This is a genomic window from Bacteroidia bacterium (assembly GCA_019695265.1).
In the GTDB taxonomy this organism is placed as follows: domain Bacteria; phylum Bacteroidota; class Bacteroidia; order JAIBAJ01; family JAIBAJ01; genus JAIBAJ01.
Window position 1 is genome coordinate 1 of the sequence record JAIBAJ010000092.1, and the last position, 15,296, is coordinate 15,296.

General features: G+C 41.3%; 16 protein-coding genes. 5 read left to right on the plus strand and 11 right to left on the minus strand.

What is annotated here, in order from left to right; translation table 11 throughout:
• Positions 1 to 112: 112 nt before the first annotated feature.
• Both K1X82_12015 and K1X82_12020 read right to left on the minus strand, forming a co-directional pair.
• Positions 113 to 613, minus strand: a complete 501-nt coding sequence (locus K1X82_12015; protein ID MBX7182829.1) for a TlpA family protein disulfide reductase — start codon at positions 611 to 613, stop codon at positions 113 to 115.
• Between the two features lie 64 nt (positions 614 to 677).
• Complete coding sequence (locus K1X82_12020; protein MBX7182830.1) at positions 678 to 2,159, minus strand: T9SS type A sorting domain-containing protein; 1,482 nt, start codon at positions 2,157 to 2,159, stop codon at positions 678 to 680.
• An 88-nt stretch (positions 2,160 to 2,247) separates the two neighbouring features.
• Between K1X82_12020 and K1X82_12025 the strand changes: the two genes are divergently transcribed.
• Positions 2,248 to 2,952, plus strand: a complete 705-nt coding sequence (locus tag K1X82_12025; GenBank protein ID MBX7182831.1) for a T9SS type A sorting domain-containing protein — start codon at positions 2,248 to 2,250, stop codon at positions 2,950 to 2,952.
• Here the strand turns inward: K1X82_12025 and K1X82_12030 are convergent.
• Together K1X82_12030 and purD are read right to left on the minus strand one after the other, a co-directional pair.
• Positions 2,949 to 3,644, minus strand: a complete 696-nt coding sequence (locus K1X82_12030) for an NAD-dependent deacylase (GenBank protein MBX7182832.1) — start codon at positions 3,642 to 3,644, stop codon at positions 2,949 to 2,951. The two genes, K1X82_12025 and K1X82_12030, sit on opposite strands and share 4 nt — an antisense overlap.
• 17 nt (positions 3,645 to 3,661) lie before the next feature.
• Positions 3,662 to 4,942: a phosphoribosylamine--glycine ligase gene (purD, locus tag K1X82_12035; protein MBX7182833.1), complete on the minus strand. Its 1,281-nt coding sequence runs from the start codon at positions 4,940 to 4,942 to the stop codon at positions 3,662 to 3,664.
• 383 nt (positions 4,943 to 5,325) lie between these two features.
• Here purD and K1X82_12040 point away from each other — a divergent pair, with 383 nt between their 5' ends.
• From K1X82_12040 to K1X82_12050, 3 genes are read left to right on the plus strand one after another with little or no spacing between them, the layout of a single operon-like run.
• Positions 5,326 to 5,808 carry a histidine phosphatase family protein gene (locus tag K1X82_12040; GenBank protein ID MBX7182834.1) on the plus strand — a complete coding sequence of 161 codons (483 nt, stop codon included), beginning with the start codon at positions 5,326 to 5,328 and terminating at the stop codon, positions 5,806 to 5,808.
• A 39-nt stretch (positions 5,809 to 5,847) separates the two neighbouring features.
• A complete protein-coding gene (locus tag K1X82_12045; protein ID MBX7182835.1) occupies positions 5,848 to 6,129 on the plus strand; it encodes a cyclic nucleotide-binding domain-containing protein in 282 nt (93 codons plus the stop codon).
• Positions 6,069 to 7,034 carry a cyclic nucleotide-binding domain-containing protein gene (locus tag K1X82_12050; GenBank protein ID MBX7182836.1) on the plus strand — a complete coding sequence of 322 codons (966 nt, stop codon included), beginning with the start codon at positions 6,069 to 6,071 and terminating at the stop codon, positions 7,032 to 7,034. Before K1X82_12045 ends, K1X82_12050 begins: the two co-directional genes overlap by 61 nt.
• A gap of 774 nt (positions 7,035 to 7,808) precedes the next feature.
• Here the strand turns inward: K1X82_12050 and K1X82_12055 are convergent.
• Complete coding sequence (locus K1X82_12055) at positions 7,809 to 9,011, minus strand: GAF domain-containing sensor histidine kinase (protein MBX7182837.1); 1,203 nt, start codon at positions 9,009 to 9,011, stop codon at positions 7,809 to 7,811.
• 79 nt (positions 9,012 to 9,090) lie between these two features.
• On the opposite strand from K1X82_12055, the gene K1X82_12060 reads away from it, so the two are divergent.
• A complete protein-coding gene (locus K1X82_12060; protein MBX7182838.1) occupies positions 9,091 to 10,125 on the plus strand; it encodes an NAD-dependent epimerase/dehydratase family protein in 1,035 nt (344 codons plus the stop codon).
• On the opposite strand, the gene tatC is transcribed toward K1X82_12060, so the two are convergent.
• From tatC to K1X82_12090, 6 genes are all read right to left on the minus strand, one after another.
• Positions 10,126 to 10,923 (minus strand): twin-arginine translocase subunit TatC, encoded by a 798-nt coding sequence (gene tatC, locus K1X82_12065; GenBank protein MBX7182839.1) that lies wholly within the window; start codon positions 10,921 to 10,923, stop codon positions 10,126 to 10,128.
• A gap of 149 nt (positions 10,924 to 11,072) precedes the next feature.
• Positions 11,073 to 11,735 (minus strand): DUF2461 domain-containing protein, encoded by a 663-nt coding sequence (locus tag K1X82_12070; GenBank protein ID MBX7182840.1) that lies wholly within the window; start codon positions 11,733 to 11,735, stop codon positions 11,073 to 11,075.
• A gap of 700 nt (positions 11,736 to 12,435) precedes the next feature.
• Complete coding sequence (locus K1X82_12075) at positions 12,436 to 13,149, minus strand: DUF2490 domain-containing protein (protein MBX7182841.1); 714 nt, start codon at positions 13,147 to 13,149, stop codon at positions 12,436 to 12,438.
• 25 nt (positions 13,150 to 13,174) lie between these two features.
• On the minus strand, positions 13,175 to 13,837 hold the full coding sequence (locus K1X82_12080) for a DUF4956 domain-containing protein (protein MBX7182842.1): 663 nt from the start codon (positions 13,835 to 13,837) through the stop codon (positions 13,175 to 13,177).
• Positions 13,837 to 14,598 (minus strand): polyphosphate polymerase domain-containing protein, encoded by a 762-nt coding sequence (locus tag K1X82_12085; GenBank protein ID MBX7182843.1) that lies wholly within the window; start codon positions 14,596 to 14,598, stop codon positions 13,837 to 13,839. The genes K1X82_12080 and K1X82_12085 overlap by 1 nt, the downstream gene beginning before the upstream one ends.
• Position 14,599: 1 nt before the next feature.
• A complete protein-coding gene (locus K1X82_12090; GenBank protein ID MBX7182844.1) occupies positions 14,600 to 14,992 on the minus strand; it encodes a carboxypeptidase-like regulatory domain-containing protein in 393 nt (130 codons plus the stop codon).
• Between the last annotated feature and the right edge of the window lie 304 nt (positions 14,993 to 15,296).

Genomic DNA, 15,296 nt, shown 5'->3' on the forward strand with positions numbered 1-15,296 from the left:
CTATCGTTGCCCGAGGGTGCAAACCTACCAAGTTGCCTCATTTGCAGGCTATTTAGGCAAAAAAAAAGCCTTAGTTTGAGTAACCAAGGCTTTTAAACACAAAAAGAAATTCTTAATGAATGGTTTCACCTTTTGCTAATTTCCTAACCAATTCGAACAAATGCTCTTCGTCTCCTTCGTTGTAGCTGTTGTGTTGCCAAACAATTTTACCACTTCCATCAATTAAAAAGGTATGCGGAATGGTATTGACATTCAGTTGACGTTTAAAATCTCCATTTTGATCCAACAAGATTTCATATGGCCAGGATTTTCCATTAACAAATGGCGCTACACGAGCAGCGTTTCGGGCATCGTCGATTGAAACGGCATAGATTATTACACCGGTTTCCTTTTGTAATTCCGGATAACTATCCAGAATGTTGGTAAGTTCATTTACACAAGGCTTGCACCAGGTTGCCCAAAAACTGAGAATAATGGGTTTGCCATTGTTTTGAATTTGGGTAGTATTAAAGCTTGAACCATCCAGTTTCTTGATGTCGATGGATGGTAAGGTGTTTTGGGCATAGGAACTAATTCCGATGGCCAGGGTTAGGATGGTAAATAGCTTTTTCATGCTAAAAAAAAATTCCGGCACAAAGTTTACAATCTCTGTGCCGGAATTATTTGTTTACAAGGTATTATTTACTTAAGTTGATTTTGGTAACGATGTTTGAATCACCGGTAGCAACTTTTACAAAATACAATCCGCTAGCATTGGCTGTTAGATCAATTGGGTAAATATAAGCACCCGGCATAACCGATTTGGTTTCTTTAAAAACTACTTGTCCGGCTACATTGGTAATTTCAATAGCCAAAGTTGAAGCGTTTTTAACTTCGAAACCTACGGTAGCAACACCATTGGTTGGATTTGGGTAAACATTGAAAGAAGACGTATTGATTGCCTCTTCAATTCCAACAAATTGTGCATTCATTTTTTTGGTTTCTTCTGAACCGAAGCTTCCACCTTGAAGAAGCACGTTTCCGCTTCCGTCGAGAACCTGATAGCTACCATTTCCATAGTCGCAGCACATACCATCGCCGTAACCATCAGAAACAACAAATTTGTAGCAATCAGTAGCAGGAAGAGTTACAGTAACATCTGCCTGAGCATACTCACCAACTGCAGATTGGTCGGTATAAGGACCACCTGAACCACCGGCAACAACTGCGTTATTACCTTTTCTGATTTTCCAGGTAGTTTCAGAACCGTATTGGTCGGTAGTGATTTTTACAGTTACGGTTTGTGAAGTTACCACAGGAGCCATTGAAATAGCACCGGTAGTACTGTTGTTTGTAGCAATCACATCATTTGGAGTAGTGATGGCAAAATCAATATTTGCATCTGCTGCAAGCAAAGTGTTTCCAACAGTAACAGTAGCTTCCTGGAATTGCAAAAGGTTACCGGACCAATCGTAAGAAGCAACCTGAGTTCCATTATTAGACGCTACGATAGTTGCTGCAGTAAGCGGATCTACACCTTTGTTTTGGATTTTAACTTTCAGGTCAACAGCACTGCAGGTGGCAGCATCACCAACGTAACTAATCAATTCAGCATCGATTGGGTTAGTGCAGGCCATAGCATTGGTATGGTGTTGCTCGGCTGTCCAGTAGGCCATAACTTCTGATGGACTGATATGCCATACTTTTTTGGAAGGACAAATCATGTAAAGGGTTGGGAAGAATCCGATATCCAAGGCGTTGGCTGCGGTAGCATCGTCGCAAATTGGATAAGGAGTTCCGGCAATCCAGTCACCTTGAGAAAAACCATCGTAACCCTGACTGGTAGTAGTACCTTGCAATTGAGCCAAAGAGTTGGTAGATTCACCTTCGATAAAGAAAACCATCACTTCATTGGTACCTGCAGGTCCGTAGGTGTTATAAAGTTCTTCCAGGATACCGGTTTGGTGAAAACCCCAGCATGGTCCGCACCAAGCTGCTGATACATCAATAAAAACAGTTTTACCGGAATTTAAAATGGTGTACAGGTTATACTGATTTCCATTTAAATCGGTTAGGTTTAAATCCGGACAGGTGGTTCCATTCGCCATCTGAGCCGAAGCATTGCTACCAATACCAAGGGCAATTGCAGCAATAGACAAAATTTTGTAAAATTTTTTCATTTAATGAAGTGATTTGTGAAACAGTGCTCAAATGTATGAATTTTACTTTTTGATTATTTATATTTATATTTGCCATCTTAATTAGATTATGAAAAAACTTTTACTTTCCCTTTCAGCCATCTTTGCATTTGGCTTTACTACCTATTCACAAGACAGTTTTTTATTAGAGGATATCGATGCCGTAGTGTCTGGAACGGCCAATCAATCGATGGAAAGTTATGTTACCTTAATTAACACCCAAGCTTATCAAATTACAGTTGGTGCAAAGCGCAAAGTAATTTCTGCTGTTGCCGGTTCAACCAACTTTTTCTGTTGGGATGTTTGTTATCTTGCACAAGTTGATAGTTCGTCGGGCGAATTAACAATTGGTGCTCACGATACCTTGTATAATTTTTACGGGCACTACAACGGAGAAGGTAACCAAGGAATATGTGTTATTGAATATTGCTTTTTCGATATCGACTTTCCTGCCGATTCGGCCTGTTACCGTGCCAATTACTATGGTGGTGTTACCGGAATCGAAACCCTGGAATCGGCTAAAGAAGGAGCCGTATTGTATCCTAATCCCACTCAAGGACAAGCCACTTTGAAGTACAAATCTTTACCTAATGAATCGTATTCCTTTGCCTTGGTTAACATGATGGGACAAGCAGTGAAAACAACGGAATTGCAATCTGGATTTGATGGGGAAATTCCAATGGACTTATCCTCTGTCGCTTCCGGAATTTACACCTACCAATTGTGCAGAAACGGCCAATCGGTTACTTCCGGAAAAATTGCTTTAAAGAATTAGGCTTTATCTAAAAGTTGCTGAACCAAGGTAGGAACTCCCTCCCCTGCTTTTTCTTGCAGGATGGTGAGGTTTTCGATGCGTCCTACGTTTTGAGGATTCGGATCTACCAGGTACTTGGGAATTTGACGTTCGGCATAGGCTAACAATCCGGCAGCTGGATACACATTAAGAGAGGTTCCAATGACGATTAACACGTCGGCAACGGCTACCAGACTCATAGCGTTATCCATCATAGGTACGGCTTCACCAAACCAAACAATGTGTGGTCGGAGTTGAGAACCCAATTCACACCTATCGCCCATTTTTAATTCCCAACCGGCTAAATCATAGACGAGAGAAGACTTTACCGTGCTTCTTACTTTACGAATTTCACCGTGAAGGTGCAACACTTTCTTACTTCCGGCCCGTTCGTGCAAATCATCGATGTTTTGTGTAATAATGTGAACATCGTATTTTTTTTCCAATTTCACCAGCGCCAGGTGGGCCTGGTTGGGTTTGGCCTCCAATACTTGTTTGCGGCGAAGGTTATAAAATTCGTTTACCAAGGCAGGATCTTTGCTCCAGGCCTGAGGGGTTGCTACCTCTTCAATTCGGTAATTCTCCCATAATCCATCGCTGTCTCTGAAGGTTTTTAGTCCGCTTTCGGCGCTAATTCCGGCTCCTGTAAATACAACAATTCGTTTTTTACCCATGGCTTATGCTTACAAAGTTAAGCATTGATCAGGTCTTTTCCAATATCTCTCCGAAAGTATTTCCCGTCATATTCAACCTGTTGGGCAGCAGAAATGGACTTTCCAACAGCCTCTTCTATGCTTGTACCAAATGCTGTCAAGGCCATTACCCTTCCACCATTGGTTTTTACAACTCCATCAGTTTCTTTAGTACCGGCATGAAAAACCAAAACCTCCTTTAAATCATCCCAGGCTTTCATCACCTTTCCTTTTTCGTATTCTTCCGGATAGCCTCCTGCTACCAGCATCACGGTTGTAGCTGTAAGTGGATTTACCTTCAGGTCGATGGTATGAAGTTGTTGGTTGGCAACTGCCAGGAAAAGTTCAACCAGATCATTTTCCAGGCGTGGAATAACCACTTCGGTTTCCGGATCACCCATGCGGCAATTGTATTCAATCACCTTGGGCTCTCCATCCACATTCATTAATCCAATAAAAATAAAGCCTTTGTAAGTGATACCATCCTTTTTTAAACCTTCAATGGTTGGAATAACAATTCGGTCTTCCACCTTTTTCATAAAGGCTTCATTGGCAAATGGCACCGGCGATACCGCACCCATTCCGCCGGTATTAAGTCCTTTATCACCTTCTCCAATACGCTTATAATCTTTGGCCGAGGGCAAAATTTTGTATGAATTTCCATCGCTAAGCACAAACACTGAAATTTCTATACCCTTCATAAACTCCTCAATTAGTACTTTGGCACTGGCGGCACCAAACTTAGCATCCTGCAGCATAGCGCTTAACTCTTCCCTGGCTTCGGCAAGAGTTTCGGGAATAACCACCCCTTTTCCGGCAGCCAAACCATCGGCTTTTAGCACATACGGCGCATGCATGGTTTCCAAAAAGGCCAAACCTTGAGCCAGACTATCTTTGGTAAAGGTTTGAGAACGCGCCGTAGGAATGCCGTGTCGAACCATAAATGCCTTAGAAAAGTCCTTGCTACCTTCCAGCTCGGCACCATTTTTCATCGGACCAATAACCGGGATGTTTTTCAGTTGGTGATCTCCCAAAAAGAAATCGTGAATTCCCTTTACAAGCGGATCTTCAGGACCAACTACCACCATAGCTATTTGGTTTTCCAGAACAAACTGCGCTATACCGTTAAAATCATCAACGGCAAGGGAAACATTGGTTCCGCAGCGGGCAGTTCCGGCATTTCCGGGTGCAATGTATAGTTTAGTTAAATGTGCACTTTGAGATAGTTTCCAGGCAAAGGTATGCTCCCTACCACCGGAGCCAAGCAATAAGATATTCATGGGAATTTTAGGCAAAACTAAGGCAAATGTGCGGCAATACTACCGAATACCTCAAAAATGTACCGGAATACTTCAAACAAATAAGGCTTTCAAGACAAAATACAGAAATTGAGTTTATTGAAGCATCTATGCCAAGGACAAAAAGCAACTAGTTGGGCTTGCACCTCGGGCAACGATAGAGGCAAGTAGCCCACAGGCCCACGCGGCGCTAGCCAAGTGGGCCGAGGACTACAGACGATAGCGTGACCCGAACGCCACTTGCAGCTTTATGGGTAGTTTAAAGTCTGTTGATAAGGCGTGAAGGGGGCCCGCCAACTTTTAAAACATAATCACCATTGCCTTATTGGCCTATTGAAACTACTTTTACCAAACTATTATTTACCATGCTACGATTAATACTGATGCGCCATGCCAAAAGCAGTTGGGACGACCGTTCGATTGCCGATTTTGACCGTCCACTCAACAAAAGAGGAATGAAAAATGCGCCGGAAATGGGAAAATTTCTTCATTCGATTGGAATTCGTGTTGATTTAGCCTTGTGCAGTTCGGCAAAACGGACCCGACAAACCCTGGAATTACTATCGGAACAACTTCATGTGGCGGAGGTTAAATTTTGTTTGGAAATGTATGAAGCCACCATGGGAACGGTTTTAAGCTTGGTTCAGGAACAGGGCAATCGAAGTGCGCTTTTGTTGGTTGGACATAATCCGTGGATTTCGTATTTGGCCATGTATCTAAGTAAAACTATGGTTGAAGAATTTCCGACAGCAGGGGTTCTATGTTTGGATTTTCAGTTGGCAGAATGGAAAGATATTCAACCCAAAAGTGGTCAGATTGTTTTTAAAAAATTTCCGAAAGAATTGTGAGTAAAGGCTGAAACATACAGAGGTTGGAATCGGTTTAACATGGTTACTATGCAATTGACCAAGAGTATTCAGCAATTTCAGAAGATTGAGTTTTTTTCACAACTTGATTCCATACAGTTGGAGAAGTTAATTTCTGCGATGGAACAGGTAAACTTGTTGCCCGGAGAAACGGTAATGGAAAAAGGGCGAAGCAACGACAGCTTTGTTTTTATTGAGAAGGGTGCAATCAAGTTTCAGGAAGACAAGGACATACTGGCCCTATTGGATGGGGAAAGTTTTTTGGAGAAATGGCCTTATTGGGGAAGGAAGACCGGAACCTAACAGCCATTTCGGTCATGGAAACCAGGGTGTGGAAGTTAAAGCGGATGAAGCTATTTCAGGTGTTTTCGGAGGAGGCTGTGACTTTGGCAGAAATAATTCAGCGCCTTACCGAAAGGCTGATGAAACAAAACATCAGCACCTTAGCCAATATTAAGTTAAAAGAAAAAGAGTTGCTGAAAGAAAACGGGCAACTAAAGCGCGATTTGGAAGAGTTGCAAGAGGAATTGGATTTAGTGAAGAGAAAGTTAAAAACTGCCAATGCCAAAATTCAAACTTCGGGCGACAAAAAACTGTACCTACCCCTATCGAAGAGCTTTATTAATGCAATAAACGCAATGAATGAGGGTGAATATACCCGGCTGGCAGAAGAAATACAAAGTTTTAGAAAAAGTACCCGGAGTGAGATAAAAAAAGTGAAGTTGAGCGATATTTTAGACGAGAATATCCGGAACGCCTACCTATCCTTTCAATCGGAAATAAATTCAACACAAATATTGATTCAGCGTGAATATTCACAAAACAATTTGGAATTGACCCTTAATAAAGTAGAGTTTGGTGGGGTTTTTCAGAATATTTTGGATTTTATTTTCGACAATTTACAGCGAAAGTCACAGAAATCGGCTTTTGATTATATACCTAAGCTTACCGTTAGCCTGGAAAAGAATGCTTTTGGCAACCTGATTCGGTTTAAGTTCAATGGAATTAAGATTTCGACCCAGAATTTCGACACCACGGAATACCATTCCTTTACCTCACCTATGAAAAGCAATTCGGATTATTGTTTTGATTTGTTTACCTGTGGCTTAATTGTTAAGCATTTATACCATGGCAAATTGATGTATTTAGGTGAAGAAAGTTTGAATACCATGGAATGGTACTTAGGTGATCAGATTGGAAGTAATTAGGGTATGCTGAAAAAGTCAACCAAGAGGATAGGACAAGTTTTTTAGATACTTTTTATGCGGGCCCCCTCCGCCCAACCGGCTTTTCATGAAGCCCCCAACTACCTTCATGGGCGTTCGGGTCACGCTATCGGCTGTAGTCCTCGTCCCCCTAGGCTAACGCCGTCGGGGTCCTGTGGGCTACTTGCCTCTATCGTTGCCCGGTAAAGCCGTGCAAGTTCAATTTTTGGGTGCCTTGTTCAAAAGTTTTTTTTTGGAATTTCTGAGAATAACTCAAATCCACTTTTTTTATAATGACGGTTTAAACCGTCATTAGGGTTTTAAAATGCGCATTTGATTTCGTCATTCCAATTCGGTATTGCCGAAAATACTCAGATCAATTATTACCTCGATGGGTGTAATTGACCCTGGCCAGTTGAAATTGATTTTTCTTAAAAGCCCAAGAATTTCGTGCAGATACCTGATTATTAACGTGAGATGTTGAGTTAGAATTTAATACCGATAGAAAATTTGTAATAGTCCAATTATGCTTCGCATTAATTTGCCTAAACACCTTTTGCATCGGCATTTACAACTGTAATTTTCAAACTAGTTTTTGAACTATTTTTCAAATAACATTGGTATAACAACTTCTTCCCGAAATGCTTCAGGAGGGGTAAACCCAACTAAATCAAGTAGTTCGAAATAGAAATCCTCCTATTGACTCTGGGTTGAATAAGCCGTTTTTCATTAGCCCCTGCTTAGCCTGGGTTTTAGTAACCTAAATCAGGTTTAGGATTACCGAATGGGGATTTCGAAGCCAAAGGTAGTTCCCTGGTTTAAACGGCTATCTACCCACAATTTACCTCCATCCGCATCCACCATTTCCTTGCACAATCTAAGTCCGATTCCAAGGCCTTTTTCGCCCCCGGTTCCGGTGGTGGCATTTTCCTTTTTCCAATTGAACAATTTATCAATTTGTGTTTGCTCCATTCCTACACCGGTATCGCTAACCACCACTTTCAAAAAGCCATTTTCCTGAGTAGCATCCATTCGTATGGAGCCATTGTCTGTAAATTTATTGGCATTAATCAATAAGTTTCTGGAAAGAAGCCGAAGCACATTCTCATTTAGATTTAGAATACCGACATTGCAATTAAGCGCTACGCGGTTGTTCTTATGTTTGGTTTGTAGAGCATTCATTTCAACAATTTCGTGTAGTACTTGTTGAACATTTACCTCCCGAATTAAAATATCCTGACCTTGAAATTGTTGTTTGGCCCAACTAACCATTCCATCCAGAAGGTTTAAGGAATTTTCAACGTAATGTCCTGATTCTTTGACCAAGTCAAGCGCTTCGTCAGGGCTAAGATCGTTTGTATTGAGTAAATCGATAATTTGCCAGAGGCTGGCGAGGGGAGAGCGCAAATCGTGGGCAATTACACTCAGAAGTTTGGCATTGGATTCATTAAGTTTTTGTAATTCTCTGGCCTGGTACTCCAATTTTAGTTTGCTGATTCGAAGCTCCAACTGTTTGGTAACCTGCTTTGACAACACCTGGAGCGCGTTTGCCTGCAATGGGTTTAAGTTACGAGGAATTCGGTCAATTACGCAAAGGGTACCCAATTTAGTTCCATTGGACATAACGATGGGGTAACCGGCATAAAAGCGGATATCAGGAGCCCCGGTTACCAATGGATTATCGTGAAAACGCTCATCGTTTAAAGCATTTCCTACCTCCAGAAGTTGGTCGTTTAATATGGCGTGGGAGCAAAAGGCTACGCTTCGGCTTGTTTCGCTAACATCCAGCCCAACCTTGGCTTTGAACCATTGTCTGCGGTCATCGAGCAGGGTAATGACCGAAATAGGTGTTTTGCAGATTTGAGAAGCCAGTTGAACGATGTCATCAAATTCCTTCTCCGGTGCTGAATCCATAATTTCCAACTCCGTTAAGGTTTTAAGTCTTTCCTCTTCGTTGTGGGGTAATTTTGCAGCAATCATTTCTGTTGGTTTTGGGGGTAATGGTTAGAAATGCTTTTTTTACTTCACTTGCAGACAATTTCACCTACTTTTGGGGACAATGAAAAGCGTTTTTATCACTGGCGCAACCGGGCTGCTTGGCTCACACATCGCTTTGCAAATGCTTCAGGAAGGATGGTCTGTTAAATGTCTTATACGAGACAAAAAGAGAAAGGTTGAAACGGAGCGAATTTTTAAGTATTATGGCAATTCTGCTGTTGAACTTTTCGAGAAAATTCAATGGTTAGAAGGAGATATTTTGGAGTTACCCACCTTATTGGATCATATTCAGGAAGGAGATTATGTGGTACATAGTGCAGCTTGGGTATCGTTCTTGCCGCATGAATACAAGAAAATGTTCCAAATAAATGTGGAAGGAACGGCCAATGTGGTGAATGCCTGTTTGGAGAAAAAAGTTGCAAAGCTCTGTCATATTTCATCGGTGGCGGCCATTGGTCGAAGCCTGGAGGAAAGTTATTACAACGAAGACACCACCTGGAAAGACAATGAGACCAACACCCAATATGCCATAAGTAAATACAAGGCAGAGTTGGAAGTATGGCGTGGTTCGGCAGAAGGTTTGAACATGGTTATTGTGAACCCGGCAACGATTATTGGTCCGGGAAATTGGGAACAAAGCAGTGCGGCCTTACTAACTAAGGTTTGGAAAGGCAATAAGTATTACACTTCGGGGGTTAATGGATTTGTAGATGTGAGAGATGTGGCTGCGGTTTCGGTACGTTTATTAGAAAGTTCCATCTCTGACCAGCGGTTTATTGCTGTTTCGGAAAACTATTCATTTAGGGAGTTATTTAACCAAATGGCAGACTGTTTGGGTAAACCTCGTCCAAGCATTGAAGCTAAGCCCTGGGTGGCACAAGTGGTTTGGCGTTTGGGATGGTTGGGATATATGCTTTTTGGGAAGGTGCCCTTTATCACCAAGGAAAGCGCAAGAACGGCCATGTTCAAGAGCAATTTTTCAAACGAAAAGATTAAGAAGGCGCTACAATATAGCTTTATTCCCTTGCCGGAGGCCATTCAACATGCCTGCTCCTGTTTCTTGCAAGACCATCAGGCAGGTAAAAATTACAAGTAATTATTTCTTTTCTACCCTGGCTGCAATAAGAATACTAATTTCATAAAGCAGCAGTAAAGGCAAGGTAACAATTACCTGAGAAATTACATCGGGTGGGGTAATAATGGCTGCAATAATGAGCAAAACTACAATGGCATGGCGGCGGTAGGTACGAAGAAAAGTAGGGCCAATTAAACCAATTTTTGTAAGAAAATAAACCAAAATAGGCATTTCAAAAGTAGCCCCGGTTGCAAGAGTTAAGGTTGTTACGGTGCTGATATAGGAATTGAGGTCGATGGTATTAAAAACCGCAGTACTTACTTGATATCCACCTAAAAAGTTAACCGATAACGGAGCAATTAAATAGTATCCAAACAAAACACCCAGCAAAAACAATACAGAAGCATACAATACAATTCCACGGGTATAGCTTTGTTCCTTTTCATAAAGTCCGGGTTTAATAAACCTCCACAATTCCCAAAACACGTAGGGGAAGGAAACAATTAACCCTCCAATAAACGAAACCCAAACATGGGTGGTAAATTGTCCACTCATATTGGTAGAAATTAATTTCATTGGAATAGCCCCAAAGCATAGCACTTCTTTAGCATTCAGCCATTCACCGAGTTGACAGAACCAACGGTAGGTCAGAAAATCAGACTGCATAGGTCCCAGAATAATGGTATCAAAAACAAATTCCTTGTTAAAGAATAAAACCACCATAAGGGTACACACCAACAGGGCCGAACGAACCAAATGCCACCTAAGTTCCTCCAGGTGATCTAGAAAGGACATTTCTTTTTCTGTGTTAGCAGCCATTGATTCTTGTAAAAAATGCAGGTGCAAAGAACGTGATTATGCGTTCAACTTTTTTAAAAAAACTTTCATCCTGGTTACAAAATTAGGCAGGGCTGTCCATGCTATGACCCATTTCAACCTAACCAGGAATAAATCGGACCCGGAAAAGGCTATTTTCCGAGCAGTTTATTCAGGTAAACTACCAAAGGTACGATGGTTTTCAGTCGAGAACTAACCAATTCAACAGATCCGGGGACTGTTAATTCAGCATCGTTGACAGGAACACTTACAATGAAGCTTTTTTGTTTAAGCCATTCTATTTTGGGATGATTTTTATCAAATCCTTTGGGAGCGGTAGCCAGTTTATCGAAAGCGTCGAACCCTTTGAAGTATTGGTTAAACTGTTTATCCCGGAAAATGGCATCGAGTTCAGCGCTATCGTAGGCGATTTCTTCCCGTATGATTTTCAATTTCTCCGGTTCGGGCATATAAATTCCTCCCGCCAGAAATGATTTTCCGGGCTCGAGGTGAATGTAGTATCCTGCCAGGGGAAGCTTTTTTCCATCCCTTGAAATGCCGGAGCCAAAATTGGTTTTGTAAGGCGATTTATCTTTCGAAAATCGGATGTCTTTGTTGATTCGAAAAATGGTATCCTTGGCAGCAATACCTTTCAGAGTGGGGTCAGATTTACTTAGTTCGGCCAACACCTCCTCGAGAAATTGAAGAAAATTGGCTTTAGCTGCCTCATAGGATTTTCGGTTTTCCTGAAACCAGTCCTTGTGGTTGTTTTCTTTTAAATGACTTAAAAATTGGAGAGTAGCTGGTTGAAGCATGGTATTACCGGTTCTAAATTTGAAAATAGGGCAGGGATATTCTTCAACAAAGGTACATGAATAGAAAAATAACGAACGAAACTTTTCAACCCAAAATCCGGGAAAAGGCAAGGACTAATGCAAGTGAATTAGGTTGGGTGGGGTTAACCCGATTTGGTATAAGATTGGTGGTGATCGGAAAGAGAAAATCCGGTTGGATTAGAATGGAATTTGGGTGAGGCCTTTAGGTCTAGCTTTAGAAACAACTCTTAACTGCGCACTTCCGGTTAAATCCAAATTCCAAAAGATTGGGTTTGCACCCCGGGCAACGATAGAGCCAGGTAGCCCACAGGACCCCGACGGCGTTAGCCTAGGGGGACGAGGACTACAGGCGATAGCGTGACCTTACGCCATTTACGGATGCCGGGATGTTTTGCCTACCCTTTTTTGGCGGAAGGGGCCCGCCTAATACCTATCGGAAAATTAAACCCAAAATTGTCATAAGAAATTTTAAACTACGTTTCGAGACAAGTGTTAGTAAGGTTTTCAAACAATTTTTATTGGTAGGAAACCTAACTAACACTAGCTCGGGGTTAACCCGAATCTTCCCACATCCCATCTCACTTGTCATTTGTTCCCTTCGTTTCAAATGACAATTTCGGGTTAAAAAGTGCTAACAACCGGCTTGTCCAAATACCTAAAAACCGTATAAAAATACAGGCTAATTCCCTTTTTCTTTGGATTTTTTGCCCTCTTTACCTTTGTCCTTTTCAGGTTCAGCTTTCTGCTTCTTTTTAAGTTTAGGAATCGATACCAGGTAATTCAGGTTTATTACATGCAAGGTGTTATTCCAGGTATAGCTTGAATTGAACTCCGGTTGATAAAAGTAAACCACTTGTAGGCTGTGATGTTTTAAAAACCCCCATTCCAGGCCCAGGCTATTTCTAACCCGCTGAACATATCCAAGCTGTTCTTTCACCATCCACCTCGGCTCAATTCCCACAAATGCCTTGAGATTTTTAACCAACTTACGGGTATATTGAAGTCTAAGCCGGAGTATGTTTTTTGACGGATTTTGTCCCAACTCCGGGATACTTTGGTAATACCATTCATATTGATATAACAGCCTGATTTCCAATTGGTTTTTATGAAAATTTTTCCTTGCAACCAAACCTGCACCTGTTCTGAATTTATCCCATACCGGCGAGGTAGCGTACCGAATTTCTGCCTGTGCTCTCAGCCATTTATTGATTTTATAACCGGTGGAAAGGCTGAAGTAAGAGCCTTGAAATGCCTGAGCGTTGTTACCTACCCTAGCCTGATAACTCAAGCTTAAATCGAAACCTTTTCTGAAATCCTTTTCAAGCTCTAACCCCCACCGGGTTTGCAAATCAGAAGGTTGAGCCATACCGGGCAAGGTCAAGAGCCACGCCATCAGAAAGGGTATGAAGTGCCTGAGTTTAATCATCTCCTCCCTGGTTGAGGCCGGCAAGCGGAGCCTCGTTTTTATCGGAATAGTAAAAGGCGTGAATTTTGGCCACATCTTTCAAAAAGTCAATTCGAAAGAACTCGACCCGGTGAATATTCAAACCGGTTCGGTTTCGCAAGTCATCCAGCATTTCCTGACGTTTATCCGGTTGAATGAGATCAATTCGTTCATAAATAATCTCCTTGTAATTTTCGTGGGTCAGGGTCAGTTTTCCGTCCAAAATAAAGGTTGTTATCAAAATAACCGCATTGGCAATCAGCAATTGAATCATAAAGTCGTCCAAAGAAGCCAGGGCATTGATAATTCCCAGGGTTACACTAATAAAGAAGTAACCCATTTCACGAACAGGAACCGTAACAGTTCGGTAACGTAAAATGGAAAAAATGGCAAACAATCCAAAAGCAAAGCCCATTTTCAATTTGGCAGTGCTAAGCAGAAAACAAATTAGGAAATTAATAATGTTGAACAGGAAGAAGGTAAAAAGAAAATCCTTGTTCTTATGGTTATTGTAGTAAATTAACCGAACAACCACAAAAATGACGAATAAGTTGAGCAAAAAACGAATTAAAAACTCGCTCATACTGCTTGCCTGAGAAAGGTTAGTTACATTTTCAAATTGATCTGTTGGTCCCATTAATTGTTGTTGATTTTATGTATACGGTTAATTTTTTGCTTAAAGCTGTTTTTCTTAACACCTTCGGTCATTAAGGCTATAGACAAAGTGTATTTACTTATTTTAAATTCTCTGATATTTCTTTCGCGAAGTGCCGATACAAACGGACTGATTCTGGAGAATTTATCTTGTTTTACTTCGGCGATAACCAGGTTAGGAAATTCTTTCTTTTCGGTGAAGTTATCGAAATACATTTGCATATCAAGGGTTACCCTTTCCATACTTTCCTTTGAAACCAGGGTAATTCGATCGTAATAAATCAGCATTTTGCTACCAAGCTCGGGTTGCAGAACGTTGTGACTTTGCAGGAAATTAAACTGGGTTAGGTCCAGGTTGGTAGTAATTTCGGGCTGTTGAATTCGGTATTTATCGGTTCTGATTCCTTTAGATTTTTTCTTCAATTCAAAGTAAACAGCTCCGGTATCAAGATATCGCCTAAACCTCACCTTAATCCGGTTGGTTTTGCCATTGTGATGATGTTTGTACAAATCGTATCCGGCTGTATCGAAATAAAGCGATTCGTATTGAAATTTTCTTTTCCCCTCTATTTCCAGCACCGAATAGTGTTCCATAACCTCAGTCAATATTTCTTGCAAATCATTTAGGTGGAAAACAAATTTGGAATCAATTCTGTTCATCAGTTTGTGTTGATCCATCTCCCCCAAGCTAATTCCTGAAAAGGCATGCAACGGTAGGTTTATCATTTCCGGCAGATCGTCCATACTAATCAAAAATTACAAAATCAGGTACTTCTACTTCTTGTTTGGCCGTGCTTATTTCGGCCCACTGTTCGGAATAGGTTTGGTTAAATGCACAGGTATCGCATTGAGAGTAAACTGTTAGTCGGTAACGTCCTTTTTGCAAACCCTGAAATACAAAATCTCCGCTGGGTGAGGTGCGGGTATCGTCGTCGAACCAGGCATGGTCGCCATAGGAGATACTTACCCGGTAGTCTCCCACATAACCGCTGTCAACCAAAACACCATAGGAGTTAATGTCGTACCCATAAACTTTCCCTTTGATGCTGGCAAGACCACCTTCGCCGGCTTCTTTTTTGCATGCCTGTAAGCAAATTCCTATCAAACAGGCCCATCCAATTTTTCCTACTTGTGTCAATTTTTTAGTTCTTATCGGTCTTAAACTAGGGCTTTGATTAAAAAGTTTAAGAAAGGATTAATGTTAAGTTAACTTTATTGATGTAAAGAACGTCTTTTTGGTGAAAACAGGTCCCCATTTCTTTTATCTCAAATTAATCAATTGGAGGATTCCAAATCCGAACTATTTGATTTAGTAGGGGTTATCCCGAATAAGTGTTTGTGCATTTCTTATGCGCAATTTGGGTTTGTATGGATATATGAAAGCATGGTTTGAATGGGATATGTTTTGAAATTTGGCGGGCCCCCTTCACGCCCAACGAAAG